Annotated in this window: 14 protein-coding genes; 12 read left to right on the top strand and 2 right to left on the bottom strand. The window is 72.7% G+C overall.

Annotated elements, in window-relative coordinates:
* Positions 1-192: 192 nt before the first annotated feature.
* Positions 193-1,527 carry a sensor histidine kinase gene (locus ACIBEA_RS37590; protein ID WP_399267697.1) on the bottom strand — a complete coding sequence of 445 codons (1,335 nt, stop codon included), beginning with the start codon at positions 1,525-1,527 and terminating at the stop codon, positions 193-195.
* Between the two features lie 269 nt (positions 1,528-1,796).
* Positions 1,797-2,984, bottom strand: coding sequence for a sensor histidine kinase (locus tag ACIBEA_RS37585; protein ID WP_399267695.1), 1,188 nt, complete (start codon positions 2,982-2,984; stop codon positions 1,797-1,799).
* A 165-nt stretch (positions 2,985-3,149) separates the two neighbouring features.
* On the opposite strand from ACIBEA_RS37585, the gene ACIBEA_RS37580 reads away from it, so the two are divergent.
* The 12 genes from ACIBEA_RS37580 to ACIBEA_RS37525 all read left to right on the top strand — a co-directional run bounded on the left by ACIBEA_RS37580 (position 3,150) and on the right by ACIBEA_RS37525 (position 14,607).
* Positions 3,150-3,539 carry an NADH-quinone oxidoreductase subunit A gene (locus ACIBEA_RS37580; RefSeq protein ID WP_399267795.1) on the top strand — a complete coding sequence of 130 codons (390 nt, stop codon included), beginning with the start codon at positions 3,150-3,152 and terminating at the stop codon, positions 3,537-3,539.
* Positions 3,530-4,126, top strand: coding sequence for an NADH-quinone oxidoreductase subunit B (locus tag ACIBEA_RS37575; RefSeq protein WP_399267693.1), 597 nt, complete (start codon positions 3,530-3,532; stop codon positions 4,124-4,126). The genes ACIBEA_RS37580 and ACIBEA_RS37575 overlap by 10 nt, the downstream gene beginning before the upstream one ends.
* Positions 4,123-5,433: an NADH-quinone oxidoreductase subunit C gene (locus ACIBEA_RS37570; RefSeq protein WP_399267692.1), complete on the top strand. Its 1,311-nt coding sequence runs from the start codon at positions 4,123-4,125 to the stop codon at positions 5,431-5,433. The genes ACIBEA_RS37575 and ACIBEA_RS37570 overlap by 4 nt, the downstream gene beginning before the upstream one ends.
* The gene (locus tag ACIBEA_RS37565; protein WP_354382717.1) at positions 5,430-6,398 is read left to right on the top strand and encodes a complex I subunit 1 family protein; all 969 of its coding nucleotides are present in this window, start codon (positions 5,430-5,432) and stop codon (positions 6,396-6,398) included. Before ACIBEA_RS37570 ends, ACIBEA_RS37565 begins: the two co-directional genes overlap by 4 nt.
* Positions 6,398-6,982 carry a NuoI/complex I 23 kDa subunit family protein gene (locus ACIBEA_RS37560; RefSeq protein ID WP_399267691.1) on the top strand — a complete coding sequence of 195 codons (585 nt, stop codon included), beginning with the start codon at positions 6,398-6,400 and terminating at the stop codon, positions 6,980-6,982. The genes ACIBEA_RS37565 and ACIBEA_RS37560 overlap by 1 nt, the downstream gene beginning before the upstream one ends.
* Complete coding sequence (locus ACIBEA_RS37555) at positions 6,979-7,608, top strand: NADH-quinone oxidoreductase subunit J (protein ID WP_399267690.1); 630 nt, start codon at positions 6,979-6,981, stop codon at positions 7,606-7,608. The genes ACIBEA_RS37560 and ACIBEA_RS37555 overlap by 4 nt, the downstream gene beginning before the upstream one ends.
* Positions 7,608-7,979, top strand: coding sequence for an NADH-quinone oxidoreductase subunit NuoK (nuoK, locus tag ACIBEA_RS37550; RefSeq protein WP_399267689.1), 372 nt, complete (start codon positions 7,608-7,610; stop codon positions 7,977-7,979). Before ACIBEA_RS37555 ends, nuoK begins: the two co-directional genes overlap by 1 nt.
* Entirely contained in the window at positions 7,976-9,874 is a 1,899-nt protein-coding gene (locus tag ACIBEA_RS37545) for an NADH-quinone oxidoreductase subunit L (protein WP_399267688.1), read from the top strand. Before nuoK ends, ACIBEA_RS37545 begins: the two co-directional genes overlap by 4 nt.
* 38 nt (positions 9,875-9,912) lie before the next feature.
* Positions 9,913-11,478, top strand: coding sequence for a NuoM family protein (locus tag ACIBEA_RS37540; RefSeq protein ID WP_399267793.1), 1,566 nt, complete (start codon positions 9,913-9,915; stop codon positions 11,476-11,478).
* Entirely contained in the window at positions 11,475-13,079 is a 1,605-nt protein-coding gene (locus tag ACIBEA_RS37535) for an NADH-quinone oxidoreductase subunit N (RefSeq protein WP_399267687.1), read from the top strand. The genes ACIBEA_RS37540 and ACIBEA_RS37535 overlap by 4 nt, the downstream gene beginning before the upstream one ends.
* Positions 13,080-13,354: 275 nt before the next feature.
* Entirely contained in the window at positions 13,355-14,218 is an 864-nt protein-coding gene (gene htpX / locus ACIBEA_RS37530) for a zinc metalloprotease HtpX (protein ID WP_354382722.1), read from the top strand.
* Positions 14,215-14,607 carry a YccF domain-containing protein gene (locus tag ACIBEA_RS37525; RefSeq protein WP_385787720.1) on the top strand — a complete coding sequence of 131 codons (393 nt, stop codon included), beginning with the start codon at positions 14,215-14,217 and terminating at the stop codon, positions 14,605-14,607. Before htpX ends, ACIBEA_RS37525 begins: the two co-directional genes overlap by 4 nt.
* Positions 14,608-14,772 lie beyond the last annotated feature (165 nt).

The following is a 14,772-nucleotide window of genomic DNA, read 5'->3' as shown; positions in this document are numbered from 1 at the left end:
GTTGGTGTGTTTGGGGGGGGGCGCCGCCCGAGCCCCGCAGGGGAAACGGCCCTGGCGGGCCGCCCCGGGCTCCGCCCGGCCCCGCGCCTCAAACGCCGGCGAGGCTGGAGTGGGCCAGGCCCGGACCCGCGCCTCAATCGCTGGCGAGGCTGGATTCGGCCGAGCCGGGTCGCCCCGGCGGAGCCGAAGGGCTCAGACGCGCCAGGGGAGTTCCGCCGTCACCGTCGTGCCCCCGTCGACGGGGGAGTCGACGACCAGGACGCCGTCCACCGCGTCCAGCCGCTCCGCCAACCCCGCGAGCCCACCCCCCGCAGCCGTGCTCGCCCCACCGCACCCGTCGTCGGCGACCTGGATCAGCAGCCGGTCCCCGGACTTCCACACGTCCACGCTGGCCACGCCGGCCCGCGCGTGCTTGCTGACGTTCTGGAGCAGCTCGGAGACGGTGAAGTACGCGATCCCCTCGATCGCGGCCACGGGCCGCCCCGGCAGCTCCACCTGCACCCGGACCGGGACGGCGCACCGCGAGGCCACCGAGGACAGGGCCGCGTCGAGCCCGCGGTCGGTGAGCACCGCGGGGTGGATGCCCCGGGCGAGGTCCCGCAGTTCCTGGAGGGCGATCTTCACCTCGCCGTGTGCCTCGTCCACCATGCGGGCGGCGGCCTGCGGGTCCTCCAGCAGCTTCTCCTTGGCCAGGCCCAGGTCCATCGCCAGGGCGACCAGTCGGGCCTGCGCGCCGTCGTGCAGGTCCCGTTCGATGCGCCGCAGGTCGGCGGCCGCGGTGTCCACGACCACCCCGCGGTCCGACTCCAGCTCGATGACCCGGTGGTCCAGCCGGGACGGGCCGAGCAGCCCGCCGATCAGCACCCGGTCGACGGTCGCCAGGGCGTGGATCACCCACGGGGTGGCCAGGGTGAAGAGGAGCCCGACCACCGAGGCGAGGACGATCAGCAGCGGCGAGTCCAGGTAGAAGGTGTAGTGGTCACCGTTCTGGAAGAGCTGCAGGCCGGGCTGGTCGGTGAAGGCGGGGAAGACCCAGAACCAGAGCGGGTAGAGCAGCATCGACCAGCCGTAGGTCCACAGGGTCAGCGCCAGGGTGAAGCTGAAGATCGCCCACGGGAAGTGGATCACCGAGTACAGGGCGTGCCGCCAGGCGCTCCCGCTCTTGAGCACCGCGCCCGTGGCGGCCAGCACGCCGCCGCCCTCCTTGACCCGCACCGGCGCCGGGTCGCCGATGTCCATCCCGAGCAGGACCCGCGCCCGGGACCGCTCCAGGTGCCCGAACTGGCGGGCCATGGCCAGTACGCCCGCCAGTACGGGCACACCGATGAAGGTGACCAGCAGCCCGGCCCCCAGGGAGATGCCGGTGATGACGAGCGAGAAGTACAGGGTGCTCAGCGGCAGCCCGAGCAACAGGTGCCCGAACTCGCGCCAGGTCCGTCCCGCGAAGGGCGCCGTGAGCAGCGAGGGCGCCCGCCTCGCCGCACCGTTCCCGCTCGTGCCGTAGCCCGTGCCGTAGCCGATCGCCATGATCCCGTCCCGTCCCGTCCCTGTGCCTGTGCCTGTGCCGGTGCCTATACCTGTGCCTGCCGACTTCCCCCACCCTGTCGCGTCCCGCCCCGCGCGACCATCCGGTACGTCGGCGTCCCCACAGGGGGGTTATCCCCACCGGACACCCCCTGGGCGCCCGGCCCGTGCCGGGGCGGCGGGCCCCGGCACGCCGGCGGGGCCTCCCGCCGCTGCGGAAGGCCCCGTGAGCCCCGTAAGCGCGGGGGCCGCGTACCGGTGTGCGCGGTGCGTCAGACGCCCCGCGGCCGCCACGGCAGTTCCGCCGTCACCACGGTCCCGCCGCCCTGCGGGGACTCCACGACGAACACGCCGTCCACGGCCCCCAGCCGCTCCGCCAGCCCGGCCATGCCGGTCCCGCCGCCGCCGGAGATCTCCGCCCCGCCGATCCCGTCGTCCGAGACCCGGATCAGCAGCCGGTTCCCGGCCCGCCACACCTCGACGCTCGCGAGCCGCGCCCGCGCGTGCTTGCTGACGTTCTGGAGCAGCTCGGAGACGGTGAAGTACGCGATCCCCTCGATCGCCTCCGCCGGGCGCTCGGCGAGGTCCACGTCCACCTTCACCGGCACCAGGCACCGCGAGGCCACCGAGGACAGGGCCGCGTCGAGCCCGCGGTCGGTGAGCACCGCCGGATGGATCCCGCGGGCGAGGTCCCGCAGCTCCTGGAGGGCGATCTTCACCTCGCCGTGCGCCTCGTCCACCATCGCGGCGGCGGCCTGCGGGTCCTCCAGCAGCTTCTCCTTGGCCAGGCCCAGCCCCATCGCCAGCGCGACCAGTCGGGCCTGCGCGCCGTCGTGCAGGTCCCGTTCGATGCGCCGCAGGTCGGCGGCCGCGGTGTCCACGACCACCCCGCGGTCCGACTCCAGCTCGGCGATGCGCCGCTCCAGCTCGTCCACGGGCGAGAGCAGGCCCCGTACCATCGCGCGGTCCAGCTGGGTCATGGCGCGCGTCAGGTACGGGAGCACGGGCCACAGCACGAACAGGCCGACCAGCGTGATCGTGAAGGTCAGCACCCCCCACGGCAGCCGGATCAGCCCGTACAGCGAGGTCCGCCAGCCCACCGGGTCCTTGAGGCTCGACCACAGCCACGGGAAGAACCCCCCGGAGCGCTTCGGACCGGGGATCGGGGTCGGTTCGTCCACCCGCATGCCCAGCAGGGCCCGCGCCCGGGCGCGTTCGGTGCGCCCCAGCCAGCGCGATCCGATCAGGCCGCAGGCGAGCAGCGGCAGTCCCATCGCGGTGACCGCCAGCCCGCCGCCCATGGACACCATGAACACCGTGTAAACAAATCCGACGATCGTCGTCGGCAGGTTCAGCAGGAGGTGGGCGACCTCCCCCCAGGTCTCGCGTCCGAGCGCGGGGCGGACCGGCGGGGGACGGTCTTCGTCGGCGGCCGGAGTGGTGCGGGTGTTCGCGGTCATGCCCCACAGCGTGTCAAGCGCGGCCCGCCGGTGCCATGGGGGGACCGGGGGGAGTGAACGGGGGATAACCCCACCCTGTGAGGCCAGGCCCTAGACTCCCGTGCGTAACAGATCATCGACAGTGACCGGGAGCGAGGAGCGGACGTGCCCGAACCCGCGGTACCGATGGCCGTGACCGTGCTCGCAGCCGACTATTTCCGGAGTTATTCGGTCGTCGGGCTGCTCGCCGCCCTGGGCGTGCTCTTCGTGGCCGTCGCCTTCGGCGCGGGCCGCTTGCTGCGCCCGTCCGTGCCGACCCCGGAGAAGCTGCTGACGTACGAGTGCGGCGTGGACCCCGTCGGCGAGGGCTGGGCGCACACCCAGGTCCGCTACTACGTCTACGCGTTCCTCTACGTCGTCTTCGCCGTCGACTCGATCTTCCTCTTCCCCTGGGCGACCGTGTTCGCCGCCGCGGGTTACGGGGCCACGACGCTCGTGGAGATGTTCATCTTCCTGGGCTTCCTGGCCGTCGGCCTGCTCTACGCGTACAAGAAGGGCGTCCTCGAATGGGCGTGACACCGGCCGAGCCCCAGCTGCTCCCGGAACCGAAGCGCCTGGGCGTGCTCTCCCGCCTGGCCCCCGAGCCGATGAAGGTGGTCCTGAACTGGGGCCGCCGCTACAGCCTGTGGGTCTTCAACTTCGGACTGGCCTGCTGCGCCATCGAATTCATCGCCGCGTCCATGGCGCGCCACGACTTCATCCGGCTGGGCGTGATCCCCTTCGCGCCCGGCCCCCGCCAGGCCGACCTGATGATCGTATCGGGCACGGTGACGGACAAGATGGCCCCGGCCGTCAAGCGGCTGTACGAGCAGATGCCGGAGCCGAAGTACGTCATCTCCTTCGGCGCCTGTTCCAACTGCGGCGGGCCGTACTGGGACTCGTACTCCGTGACGAAGGGCGTGGACCAGATCATTCCGGTCGACGTGTACGTACCCGGCTGCCCGCCCCGGCCCGAAGCGCTGCTGCAGGGCATCCTCAAGCTCCAGGAGAAGATCGCCCGCGAATCGCTCGCGGAGCGCTATGCGCAGGGGCCGTCCGTGGCCCAGCTGACGAGCGGTCTGGTCACGCCTCCGGTCCTCCCGACGGAGGAGAGCCGCGCATGAACCTCTACGAGACCCTCCCCGAGGGCGCCCCGCAGATCTTCGGCGAGGAGGCCCTCGGGTCCTACGCCTACGACGTCCTGACGGTCGACGTGCCCGTCGGCAGCTGGATCCCCGCGCTGGAGATCGCGCGCGACAAACTGGGCTGCACCTACTTCGACTGGCTGAGCGCCGTCGACGAGCCGGGCACCGGCTTCCGGATCTGCGCGCACGTCGTGGCGCTGGAGAACCACCGCGTACGTCGCCTGCTGCTGCGCACCACCGTCGCGCACGCGGCGGCTTCGCTGCCGTCCGCGGTCGCGGTGTACGCGGGCGCGGCGTGGCACGAGCGCGAGACGTTCGAGATGTTCGGCGTGACCTTCACGGACCACCCGAACCTGGTCCCGCTGCTCCTCCCCGAGAACTTCGAGGGCCACCCGCTGCGCAAGGACTTCGTCCTGGCCGCGCGGGTCGCCAAGGCCTGGCCCGGGGCCAAGGAACCGGGCGAAGGCGCGGACCCCGACGGTCCGAAGCGCCGCCAGATGCTTCCCCCGGGCGTGCCGGACCCGAACGAGTGGGGCCCCCTGAAGGGCCAGCTCCCCCCGGCCCCCACCCGCCCGGCCCGCACCCCCCGCGCGGCCGGAGCCGGCCCCGCCCGCGCGGCAGGAGCGGCCCGCGAGGGCGCCCCGGTCCGCCGGGCGCGCTCGGTGACGGACGGCTCGGCGAGCCAGGCGACGGAGGCGACCCCCGGGTCCCCGGCGCCCGACGCGGACACCCCGGCACCGGTGCGCCCGGCCCGTCGCACCCGCTCGGTGTCCGACGGCTCGGCGAGCCAGACGCCGGCGGAGAACACCCCCGCGTCCCCGGCCCCGGACGCCCCGGCACCCGCGCCCCGCCGCGCCGCCCCGCGCAGCTCGGACGCCCCCTGGCACGACCCGAAGCCCGCCTTCACCCCCGAGCCGACCGCATCGCCCCCGGCCGAGCAGACCGGGACCCCGGTCACCCCGGTCACCCCGGCCACCCCGGTCACCCCGGCCACGGCTCCGGCCGAGCCGGCTCCGGCCGCACCGGCCACGACCTCGGCCGCACCCGAGCCCGTACCGGCGCCCGCACCCGAGCCCGTACCGGCGCCCGCGCCCGCGCCGGAGTCCGCCGTGCCGGGCGGACCCGCCGAGCCGGACCCCGCCGCCCCCGCCGGAGGCGAAGCGGCCGAGCCGGACCCCGCTGCCCCCGCCGGAGGCGAAGCGGGTACGGGCCGGGCGGAGTCGGCCGAGCCGACCAGGACCCCGGCCCCGGATCCCACTGAGCCCTCCGCAGGAGGTCCCGCGTGAACGACGTCCTCGACGTCGCCCTGCGACTGATCGTCGTCTTCGTCTGCTTCCTGGTCCTGCCCCTCGTCGTCGGGCAGGCCGAGCACAAGGTGATGGCCCACATGCAGGGCCGCCTCGGCCCCATGTACGCGGGCGGCTTCCACGGCTGGGCCCAGCTCGTCGCCGACGGCGTGAAGTTCGCGCAGAAGGAGGACATCGTCCCGGCCAACGCCGACCGGCGGATCTTCCAGCTCGCGCCCGCCGTCGCGCTGCTGCCCTACCTCCTCGTCCTCCTCGCCATCCCCATCGGCCCGGGCGACGGGGCGGTCGGCCAGGTCATCGACGCGGGGGTCTTCTTCGCGCTCGCGGTCATGGGCATCGGCGTCCTCGGCAGCCTCATGGCCGGCTGGGCCTCCGCCAACAAGTTCTCGCTGCTCGGCGGTCTGCGCACGGCCGCCCAGCTGCTCGCGTACGAGCTGCCGATGCTGCTCGCCGCCGCCTCCGTCGCGATGGCCGCCGGGACCGTGTCCCTGACCGGCATCGTCGGGGCCTTCGAGTGGTGGTGGCTGCCCTGGCAGATCGTCGGCGCCGTGGTCTTCTTCACCGCCGGCCTCGCCGAACTCCAGCGGCCGCCGTTCGACATGCCCGTGGCCGACTCCGAGATCATCTTCGGCGCGTACACCGAGTACACCGGACTGCGCTTCGCCCTCTTCCTCCTCTCCGAGTACGCGGGCATCGTCGTCCTGTGCGGACTGACCACCGTCCTCTTCCTGGGTGGCTGGCACGGCCCCTTCGGCGGTGACGACCTCGGCTGGGTCTGGACCCTGCTCAAGGTCGCCGTCCTCGCCTTCGTCGTGATCTGGCTGCGCGTGACCTACCCGCGGCTGCGCGAGGACCAGCTCCAGAAGCTCGCCTGGACCGTACTCATCCCGCTCGCGCTCGCCCAGATCGCGCTCACCGGCATCGTGAAGGTGGCGATCCAGTAATGTCTCCCGTCCCCGGATCCGGCCTCGCCAAGGGCCTCGCCGTCACGCTGCGCACGATGGTCAAGCGCTCGCACACGGCCCAGTACCCCGAGGTCCAGCCCGCACTGCCGCCGCGCTCGCGCGGGGTCATCGGGCTCTTCGAGGAGAACTGCACCGTCTGCATGCTGTGCGCGCGCGAGTGCCCCGACTGGTGCATCTACATCGACTCGCACAAGGAGACGGTCCCCGCGACCGTCCCCGGCGGGCGCGAGCGCAGCCGCAACGTCCTCGACCGCTTCGCGATCGACTTCTCGCTCTGCATGTACTGCGGCATCTGCATCGAGGTGTGCCCCTTCGACGCCCTCTTCTGGTCGCCGGAGTTCGAGTACGCGGAAACGGACATCCACGAACTCACCCACGAGCGCGACAAGCTGCGCGAGTGGATGTGGACCGTCCCGGCCCCGCCCGCGCTCGACCCCGCCGCCGAGGAGCCCAAGGAGATCGCGGCCGCCCGCAAGGCCGTCGAGAAGGCCGAGGCCGCCGCGGCGGCAGCGGCCGAGGCCGCTGCGACGCCGCCCGAGACCACCCCGGAGACAGACGCGTGAGCCCCGCCGCCACCCTGGCCGCCGCCACCGCGGCAGGACCCGGATTCCTCTCCCCGACCGGCGTCGAGATCGCCTTCGTCCTGGTCGGCCTCGCCACCCTCGGCGCGGCCCTCATCACGGTCACGACCAAGCAGCTCGTGCACGCCGCCCTCTGGCTGGTCGTCGCCCTCGGCGGGATCGCCGTCGAGTACCTGCTGCTCACCGCCGAGTTCATCGCCTGGGTCCAGGTGCTGATCTACGTCGGTTCCGTGGTCGTCCTCCTGCTCTTCGGGCTGATGCTCACCAAGGCGCCCATCGGCCGCTCCCCGGACGCCGACTCCGGCAACCGCTGGGTCGCGCTCGCGGTCGCCGTGGCCGCCGCCGCGTGCCTCGTGTGGGTCGTCGTCGACGCCTTCCGCACCACCTGGATCGACCTCGACGGTCCGGCCCAGGGCTCCACCAAGGTGTCGGGCGAGTTCCTCTTCCAGCACTGGGTGCTGCCCTTCGAGGCGCTGTCGGTCCTGCTGCTGGCCGCCCTGGTCGGCGCGATCGTGCTCTCCCGGAAGTCCGACCCGGCCGCGGACCAGGCATCCGACCAGGCATCCGACCCGGCCGGCGGCACCGAAGACAAGGAGCGGCAGCGCTGATGCACCTCGCCTATCCCGCCGTACTGGCGGCGCTCCTCTTCTGCACCGGCCTGTACGGAGTGCTGGCCCGGCGCAACGCCATCCTGGTCCTGATGTCCGTCGAGCTGATGCTCAACGCGGTCAACCTCAACCTGGTGGCCTTCGACGTCTGGCTGCGCGACAGCCTGCACGCCGGGCAGGCGCTCACCCTCTTCACCATCGCCGTCGCCGCCGCCGAGATCGGCATCGGCCTGGCCATCGTGCTGATGGTCTACCGCAACCGCGGCACCGCGGACGTCGACCGGCTCCGTGACACCGCGGAGCCGACGGCCGCCCACGAAGCCCGGACCGCACCCGGCGCCCCGAACAGCCAGAGCGAGGTCACCGCGTGAGCACCACGACCCTCGCCGTCCTCGTCCCGCTGCTGCCCTTCCTGGGCGCGCTGGCCGGACTGCTCCTCGGCCGCAAGGCCCCCGGATTCGTCCGCCCGCTCGCCGTCCTGCCGTCGCTGGCCGCCGCCGTACTGGCCGTCCTGGTCGCCGTCCGGCACGGCGGCGGGCAGGCCATCGACGCCGCGACGGAACTGACGCCGACCGGCTCCGTGCCGATCGAACTGGCGCTCCACCTCGACGGCTTCGCCGTCCTGGCGGCCGTCCTCGTCGGTGTCGTCGCCACCTGCGTGCAGATCTTCTCGACGGCGTACCTGCGCGAGGACCCGCGCTACCCCTCCTACGCCGGTCTGGTCTCGCTCTTCACCTCCGCCATGCTGCTCGTCGTCTACTCCGGCGACCTGATGGTGCTGCTGGTGGGCTGGGAGATCATGGGCATCTGCTCGTACTTCCTGGTCGGCCACTACTGGGAGACCGAGGCCGCCCGGGCCGCCTCCCTCAAGGCCTTCCTCGTCACCAAGCTCGGTGACGTGCCCTTCCTGATCGGCCTGTTCGCGCTCGCCGCCGACGCCGGTTCCTTCCGGATCACCAAGATCCTCGGGGCCGTCACGGCGGGCGGGCTCGACCACCCGACCCTGATCGCGCTGCTCCTGCTCGCCGGAGTCGCCGGCAAGTCCGCGCAGTTCCCGCTGCACACGTGGCTGCCCGACGCGATGGCCGGTCCCACGCCCGTCTCCGCACTGATCCACGCGGCGACCATGGTCGCCGCTGGCATCTACTTCATCGCGCGCCTGCTGCCCGTCTTCACGGCCTCCCGGGCCGCGATGGTGGTCATGGCCGTGATGGCGGCCGTGACGATGGTCGGCTCCGCGCTGGCCGCCCTCGCGCAGGACGACATCAAGCGGGTGCTCGCCTACTCCACGATCGGTCAGCTCGGCTACATGACCGGGGCCCTGGCCGTCGGCGACCGCGGGGCCGCCGTCTTCCACCTCCTGTCGCACGGCGCCTTCAAGGCGCTGCTGTTCCTGGGCGCGGGCGTGATCATCCACGCCGCCGGTACGAACTCCCTGGCCGCCATGGCCCGGATGGACGGCCTGGCCAAGCGCATCCCGGACGCCTTCTGGACGATGACGATCGCGCTCCTCGCGCTCGCCGCCGTGCCGCCCTTCGCCGGGTTCTTCTCGAAGGAGACCGTGCTGGTCGCCGCCGAGGAGGCGGCCGCCGGGCACTCCGCCCACGCCCCGACGACGGCCGGCTGGCTGGTCCTGGTCGCGGGCGTGCTGACGGCCCTGCTCACCGCCGCCTACGCCACCCGGCTGTGGCTGCTGGCCTTCCGCGGCCGGGGCGCGGCCGCCCCCGAGCACCACAAGGACCCGCTCAGCATGACCGGCGTGCTGTGGCTGCTCGCCATCCCCTCGCTCGGCTTCGGCCTGGCCGCGTGGGCGCTCCCCGACTGGTTCGACGGCGGTGAACTGAAGCCGACCCTGCTCACCGTGGTCCTCGGTACGGGCGCGGCCGTCATCGGCGCGCTGCTCACCTACGGCCTGTGGCAGCGCGGCCGCTCCCTCGCCCCGGCCGGTGCACCCGCCGCCGATCCCGGCAAGGCGCTCCTGGGCCCCCTGCACCGCCACGCGGCCGCCGGCTTCCACCTGGACGCGGTCTACGACGCGCTGTTCGTCCGCCCCGTCCGGGGCGCCGCGAGCCTCGTCCGCTTCCTGGACCGCGAGGTCGTCGACACCTACGTCCGGGGCGCGGGCAGTGCCCCCCGGCTGCTCGGCACCCTCGTACGCCGCGCCCAGACCGGCAACGTGCAGAGCTACCTGAGCGCCCTGCTCGCCGGCGCCGTGGTCCTGGCGCTCGCCACCGCCGTCCTCGCCAACGTCAACGCCGGATCGTGAGCCGTGAGTCAGCCGTGATTGATATCAGCGCATCCGTGATGCAGTTCCTTCTGGCGTTCATCGTGGCCGCACCGCTCCTCGGTGCCGTTGCGGCGCTGCTCCCGGCCCCGCCCGGGCTCAAGGGACGCAGCCCCGAACAGGCCGTGCTGCGCCACGGCGTGAGCGTGACCGGCGTGATCCTCGCCGCGGCGATCGCCCTCACCCTGGGCTTCGACCACGACGCCCCGTCGCGCTTCCAGGCGACGACGGACATCAGCTGGATCCAGGCCCTGAACGTCCGGATCCACCTCGGCATCGACGGCATCTCGCTCCCCCTCCTCCTGATGACCGCGCTGCTGTTCTTCCTCTGCGCGCTCTACAGCTACTTCAAGCTCCCCGCGGGCCCCTCCCCGAAGGCCTTCGTCGCGCTGCTGCTCGTCCTGGAGTCCGGCACCCTCGCGACCTTCGCCGTCCTGGACCTGCTGCTGTTCTTCCTCGCCTTCGAGATGGTCCTCATCCCGATGTACTTCCTCATCGCCCGCTGGGGCGGTGCGCAGCGGCAGGCCGCCGCCTGGAAGTTCATCCTCTACACGCTGCTCGGCTCCGTGGTCATGCTCCTCGGACTGCTGCTGATCGGGCTCGACAGCGGCACCTTCGACATGGTGGCGCTGGCCTCCGACAACGGCCGCGGGCTCTCCCACACCACCCAGCTGATCGCCGTCCTCACCATCGGCATCGGGCTCGCCGTGAAGACCCCGATGTGGCCGCTGCACAGCTGGCTCCCGGACGCGCACACGGCCGCCCCGACGGTCGGCTCCGTGCTGCTGGCCGGCGTCATGCTGAAGATGGGCACCTACGGGTTCGTCCGCATCCTGCTGCCCGTCGCACCCGACGGCATGCACACCTTCGCGCCCTACCTGGCCGCCCTCGCCGTCATCGGCATCGTCTACGGATCGCTGGCCTGCCTCGCGCTGGCCCGCAAGGGTGCCAAGGGCGACCTCAAGCGCCTGATCGCCTACTCCTCGGTCGGCCACATGGGCTTCGTGCTCCTCGGCATCGCGACGATGACGCCGACGGGGGTCAACGGCGCTCTCTTCGCCAACATCGCCCACGGCCTGATCACCGGCCTCCTCTTCTTCCTCGTCGGCGCGCTCAAGGACCGCTACGGCACGAGCGACCTCGACACCCTCGCCGGTGCCACCGGCGCGGCCCTCTACGGCCGCGCCCCCCGCTTCGGCGCACTCCTGGCCTTCGCCGCCGTGGCCTCCCTCGGGCTGCCCGGCCTCGCCGGCTTCTGGGGCGAGATGCTGACCCTGTTCGGCGCCTTCGACCCGGCCGCGGGGCTGTCCCGGCCCGCCTTCCTCACCTTCATGGCGATCGGCGCCTTCGGCACCCTGCTCACCGCCGCCTACATGCTGGTCGTCGTACGGCGCATCTGCATGGGCGACCCGCTGGCCCGCCCCGCGGACCAGGCCCCGCTCGCCGTGGCCGACATCCAGCGCTACGAGTTCGCGGCCTGGACCCCGCTCGCCGCCCTCACCGTCCTTGCCGGCCTGTGGCCCGCAGTCCTCCTCGGCCTCACCGACCCGGCCGTCCAGAAGCTCCTCGCAGGAGGCAACTCATGACGGCCCTGTACGCGGCCACCGCGGCCACCGCGGCCACCGCGGCCGGCACGGCCGCCGCCCCGCAGCCGGGCGCGGCCAGTCTGGTCCAGTCCGTCGACTGGCTCGCGATCGCGCCGGTGGTCATCGCGGCCGCCGTCGGGCTCGTCATCCTGGTCGCCGACCTCTTCGTGCCCGAGCGGAAGAAGTCGCTCCTCGGCTGGAGCGCCGTCGCGGGCCTGGCCGTCGCCACCCTCGCCCTGCTGCCGCTGCGCGCCGGGGACCGGGCCACCTTCTGCCTCATCGGCGACGCGGGCGCCTGCAGCTACACCGCCGACCACTTCACGCTGGTCGTGCAGTTCCTGGTGCTCGGCGGCGCCCTGGTCACCGCCCTGCTGTCGGTCACGGCCGTCGAGGAGGGCCGGCTGCCCGCCGGGGAGTTCTGGTTCCTGCTGCTCTCCTCCGCCGCGGGTGCGGCCCTGCTGCCCGCCGCCCGTGACCTGGCGACCCTGATCATCGCCCTGGAGGTCGCCTCGCTGCCCGCCTTCGCGCTGGTCGGCCTGCGTCGGGGCGACCGGCTCTCCTCCGAGGCCGCCCTCAAGTTCTTCCTGTCCTCGGTGACGGCGACCGCCGTCTCCCTGCTCGGTGTCAGCTTCGTCTACGCCGCGACGGGCAGCCTGCACCTGAACCGGGTCGCGGACGGCCTCCAGCACGTCCCCGGACAACTCGACACCCTGGCCATGGCGGGTGTCGCGCTCACCCTCGTCGGCTTCGCCTTCAAGACGGCCGCCGTGCCCTTCCACTTCTGGGTGCCCGACACCTATGTCGGCGCCCCGCTGCCCATCGCCGCCTACCTCTCGGTCATCGGCAAGGCGGTCGGCTTCACCGGCCTCATCCTCGTCACCGTGATCGCCTTCCCGGCGTACTCCGACGTCTGGGGCCCGGCCCTGGCGGTGCTGGCCGCGCTCACCATGACCCTGGGCAACGCCGCCGCGCTGCGCCAGGCCAAGGACCGCGCGCACAGCGCCGTCCGCCTGCTGGCCTGGTCCTCGGTCGGCCAGGCCGGCTACCTGCTGGTCCCCATCGCGGCCGCGGCACACGCGGGCCGGGAGCAGATCGGCTCCACCGTCGCCTACGCCCTGATGTACGCCGCCGTGAACCTGGGCGCCTTCGCCGTGGCCGCCCTGGTGGCCCGTACGAGCCCGCTGGGCCGGATCAGCGACTACCGCGGCCTGTACGCGACGCGGCCCTTCGCCGCCCTGTCGCTGGCCTTCTTCCTGCTGTGCCTGGCGGGCCTGCCCCCGGGCATCATCGGCCTCTTCGCCAAGGTCACCGTCTTCCGCTCGGCCGTGGACGCCGGGCTGGGCTGGCTCGCGGTCGTCATGGCGGTGAACGTCGTCGTGGCGCTCTACTACTACCTCCAGTGGACGGCGCTGCTCTTCCGCTCCCCGGACGCGGACTCCGCGTCGGCCGCTCCGGACCCGGTGGCCCCGGCTGCATCCCGCCCCAAGGCCCCGCTGCCCGTCGTCGCGGCCATCGCCCTCACCGCTGCTGTCGCTCTTGTGTTGTCGGGCGCCCCTCAGCTGGTACTACGTTTCGCATCCACCGCACTGTTCCCGCAGTAACCCGTACGGAGTAACGCCCGCCCGGCGGCCCGCCCCCGGCCGCCGCCCGGCCCGCCCCCGCCCCCGCCCGGGGCCGCGGCGGGAACCCGTCGCGCCCGCCTGGCGTTGACCAGGGAGGAAGGGTCCACTGGACCGGAGACCCTCGGATCCGCCGATCCGAAAGATCCACAGATCACATCTCCACAGATCGCAGCTCAGAGCTCACAGCAGCTCACAGATCCATTGATCCACCGATCCTGGACGGGTCCCCTGCCGCACCACTTGGAGGGCGTACCGTGCACCGCCGGCACAACGGGCTGAAGACCGCCGTACTCCTCGGCGGGCTGTCGGCACTCATCATCGTCATCGGTAGTTTCTTCGGCCGGACCGGCCTCGTCGTGGCGGTCGTCGTCGCCCTCGGGACCAATGCGTACGCGTACTGGAACAGCGACAAGCTGGCTCTACGCGCGATGCGCGCCCGCCCGGTCAGCGAGTTCGAGGCGCCCGAGCTCTACCGGATGGTGCGCGAGCTCTCGACCTCCGCGCGCCAGCCCATGCCCCGCCTCTACATCTCCCCGACCGAGGCCCCCAACGCCTTCGCCACCGGCCGCAACCCGCGCAACGCCGCCGTCTGCTGCACCGAAGGCATCCTGCGCATCCTCGACGAGCGCGAGCTGCGCGGGGTCATCGGCCACGAGCTGAGCCACGTCTACAACCGGGACATCCTGATCTCCTCGGTCGCCGGAGCCCTCGCCTCGGTGATCATGTTCCTGGTGAACTTCGCCTGGCTGATCCCGGTCGGCCGGTCCAACGACAACGAGGGCCCGGGCCTGATCGGCATGCTGTTGATCATGATCCTCGGCCCGGTCGCCGCGTCCGTGATCCAGCTGGCCATCAGCCGCTCCCGCGAATACGAGGCGGACGCCTCCGGGGCCCAGCTCACCGGCGATCCGCTGGCCCTCGCGAGCGCCCTGCGCAAGCTCGACGCGGGGACCAAGCAGCTCCCGCTGCCCCCCGAGCCCCGGCTGGAGACCGCGAGCCACATGATGATCGCCAACCCCTTCCGTCCGGGCGAAGGAATGTCGAAGATGTTCTCGACCCACCCCCCGATGGCCGAGCGCATCGCCCGGCTCGAACAGATGGCAGGCCGTCAGCAGTGAAAACCATCCTGAACGTCATTTGGCTCGTGCTGAGCGGCTTCTGGCTCTGCATGGGCTACGCCCTGGCCGGCCTGGTCCTCTGCATCACGATCATCGGCATCCCCTTCGGCATAGCCGCGTTCCGGATCGCGATCTACGCCCTGTGGCCCTTCGGGTACACCACGGTCGAGCGTCGGGACGCGGGCGCCCCGTCCTGCGTCGGCAACGTCCTGTGGCTGGTCCTCGCGGGCTGGTGGCTCGCGCTGGGGCACATCGTCACCGGCCTCGCGCTGTGCGTCACGATCATCGGCATCCCGTTCGGCATCGCGAACTTCAAGATGGTCCCGCTCGCCCTGCTCCCGCTCGGCCGCGAGATCGTCCCGACCGACGCCCCCTTCGCCTCCCGCTGAGCCCCACCCGCGCCCACACCCGCGCCCACACACCGAAAGGGCCGGGCGCCCCCCCCCCCGGGGGGGCGGCCCCGGCGGGGGGGGGGGCCGGGGGGTGGGGGGGTGGGGGGGGGGGGGCGCGGTTGCCGAGGGCCCCGCGGTGGGGCAATATAGCGATCCCGGCGG

This window comes from Streptomyces sp. NPDC051555 (assembly GCF_044454405.1).
GTDB lineage: Bacteria > Actinomycetota > Actinomycetes > Streptomycetales > Streptomycetaceae > Streptomyces.
This window is presented reverse-complemented; position numbering and strand designations above follow the sequence as displayed.

What these genes read in the sequence shown, in the direction of transcription:
- ACIBEA_RS37590 (WP_399267697.1), bottom strand. Translation starts at nt 1,527, where the DNA reads ATGGCGATCGGCTACGGCACGGGCTACGGCACGAGCGGGAACGGTGCG.
- ACIBEA_RS37585 (WP_399267695.1), bottom strand. Translation starts at nt 2,984, where the DNA reads ATGACCGCGAACACCCGCACCACTCCGGCCGCCGACGAAGACCGTCCC.
- ACIBEA_RS37580 (WP_399267795.1), top strand. Translation starts at nt 3,150, where the DNA reads ATGGCCGTGACCGTGCTCGCAGCCGACTATTTCCGGAGTTATTCGGTC.
- ACIBEA_RS37575 (WP_399267693.1), top strand. Translation starts at nt 3,530, where the DNA reads ATGGGCGTGACACCGGCCGAGCCCCAGCTGCTCCCGGAACCGAAGCGC.
- ACIBEA_RS37570 (WP_399267692.1), top strand. Translation starts at nt 4,123, where the DNA reads ATGAACCTCTACGAGACCCTCCCCGAGGGCGCCCCGCAGATCTTCGGC.
- ACIBEA_RS37560 (WP_399267691.1), top strand. Translation starts at nt 6,398, where the DNA reads ATGTCTCCCGTCCCCGGATCCGGCCTCGCCAAGGGCCTCGCCGTCACG.
- nuoK (WP_399267689.1), top strand. Translation starts at nt 7,608, where the DNA reads ATGCACCTCGCCTATCCCGCCGTACTGGCGGCGCTCCTCTTCTGCACC.
- ACIBEA_RS37540 (WP_399267793.1), top strand. Translation starts at nt 9,913, where the DNA reads ATGCAGTTCCTTCTGGCGTTCATCGTGGCCGCACCGCTCCTCGGTGCC.
- ACIBEA_RS37535 (WP_399267687.1), top strand. Translation starts at nt 11,475, where the DNA reads ATGACGGCCCTGTACGCGGCCACCGCGGCCACCGCGGCCACCGCGGCC.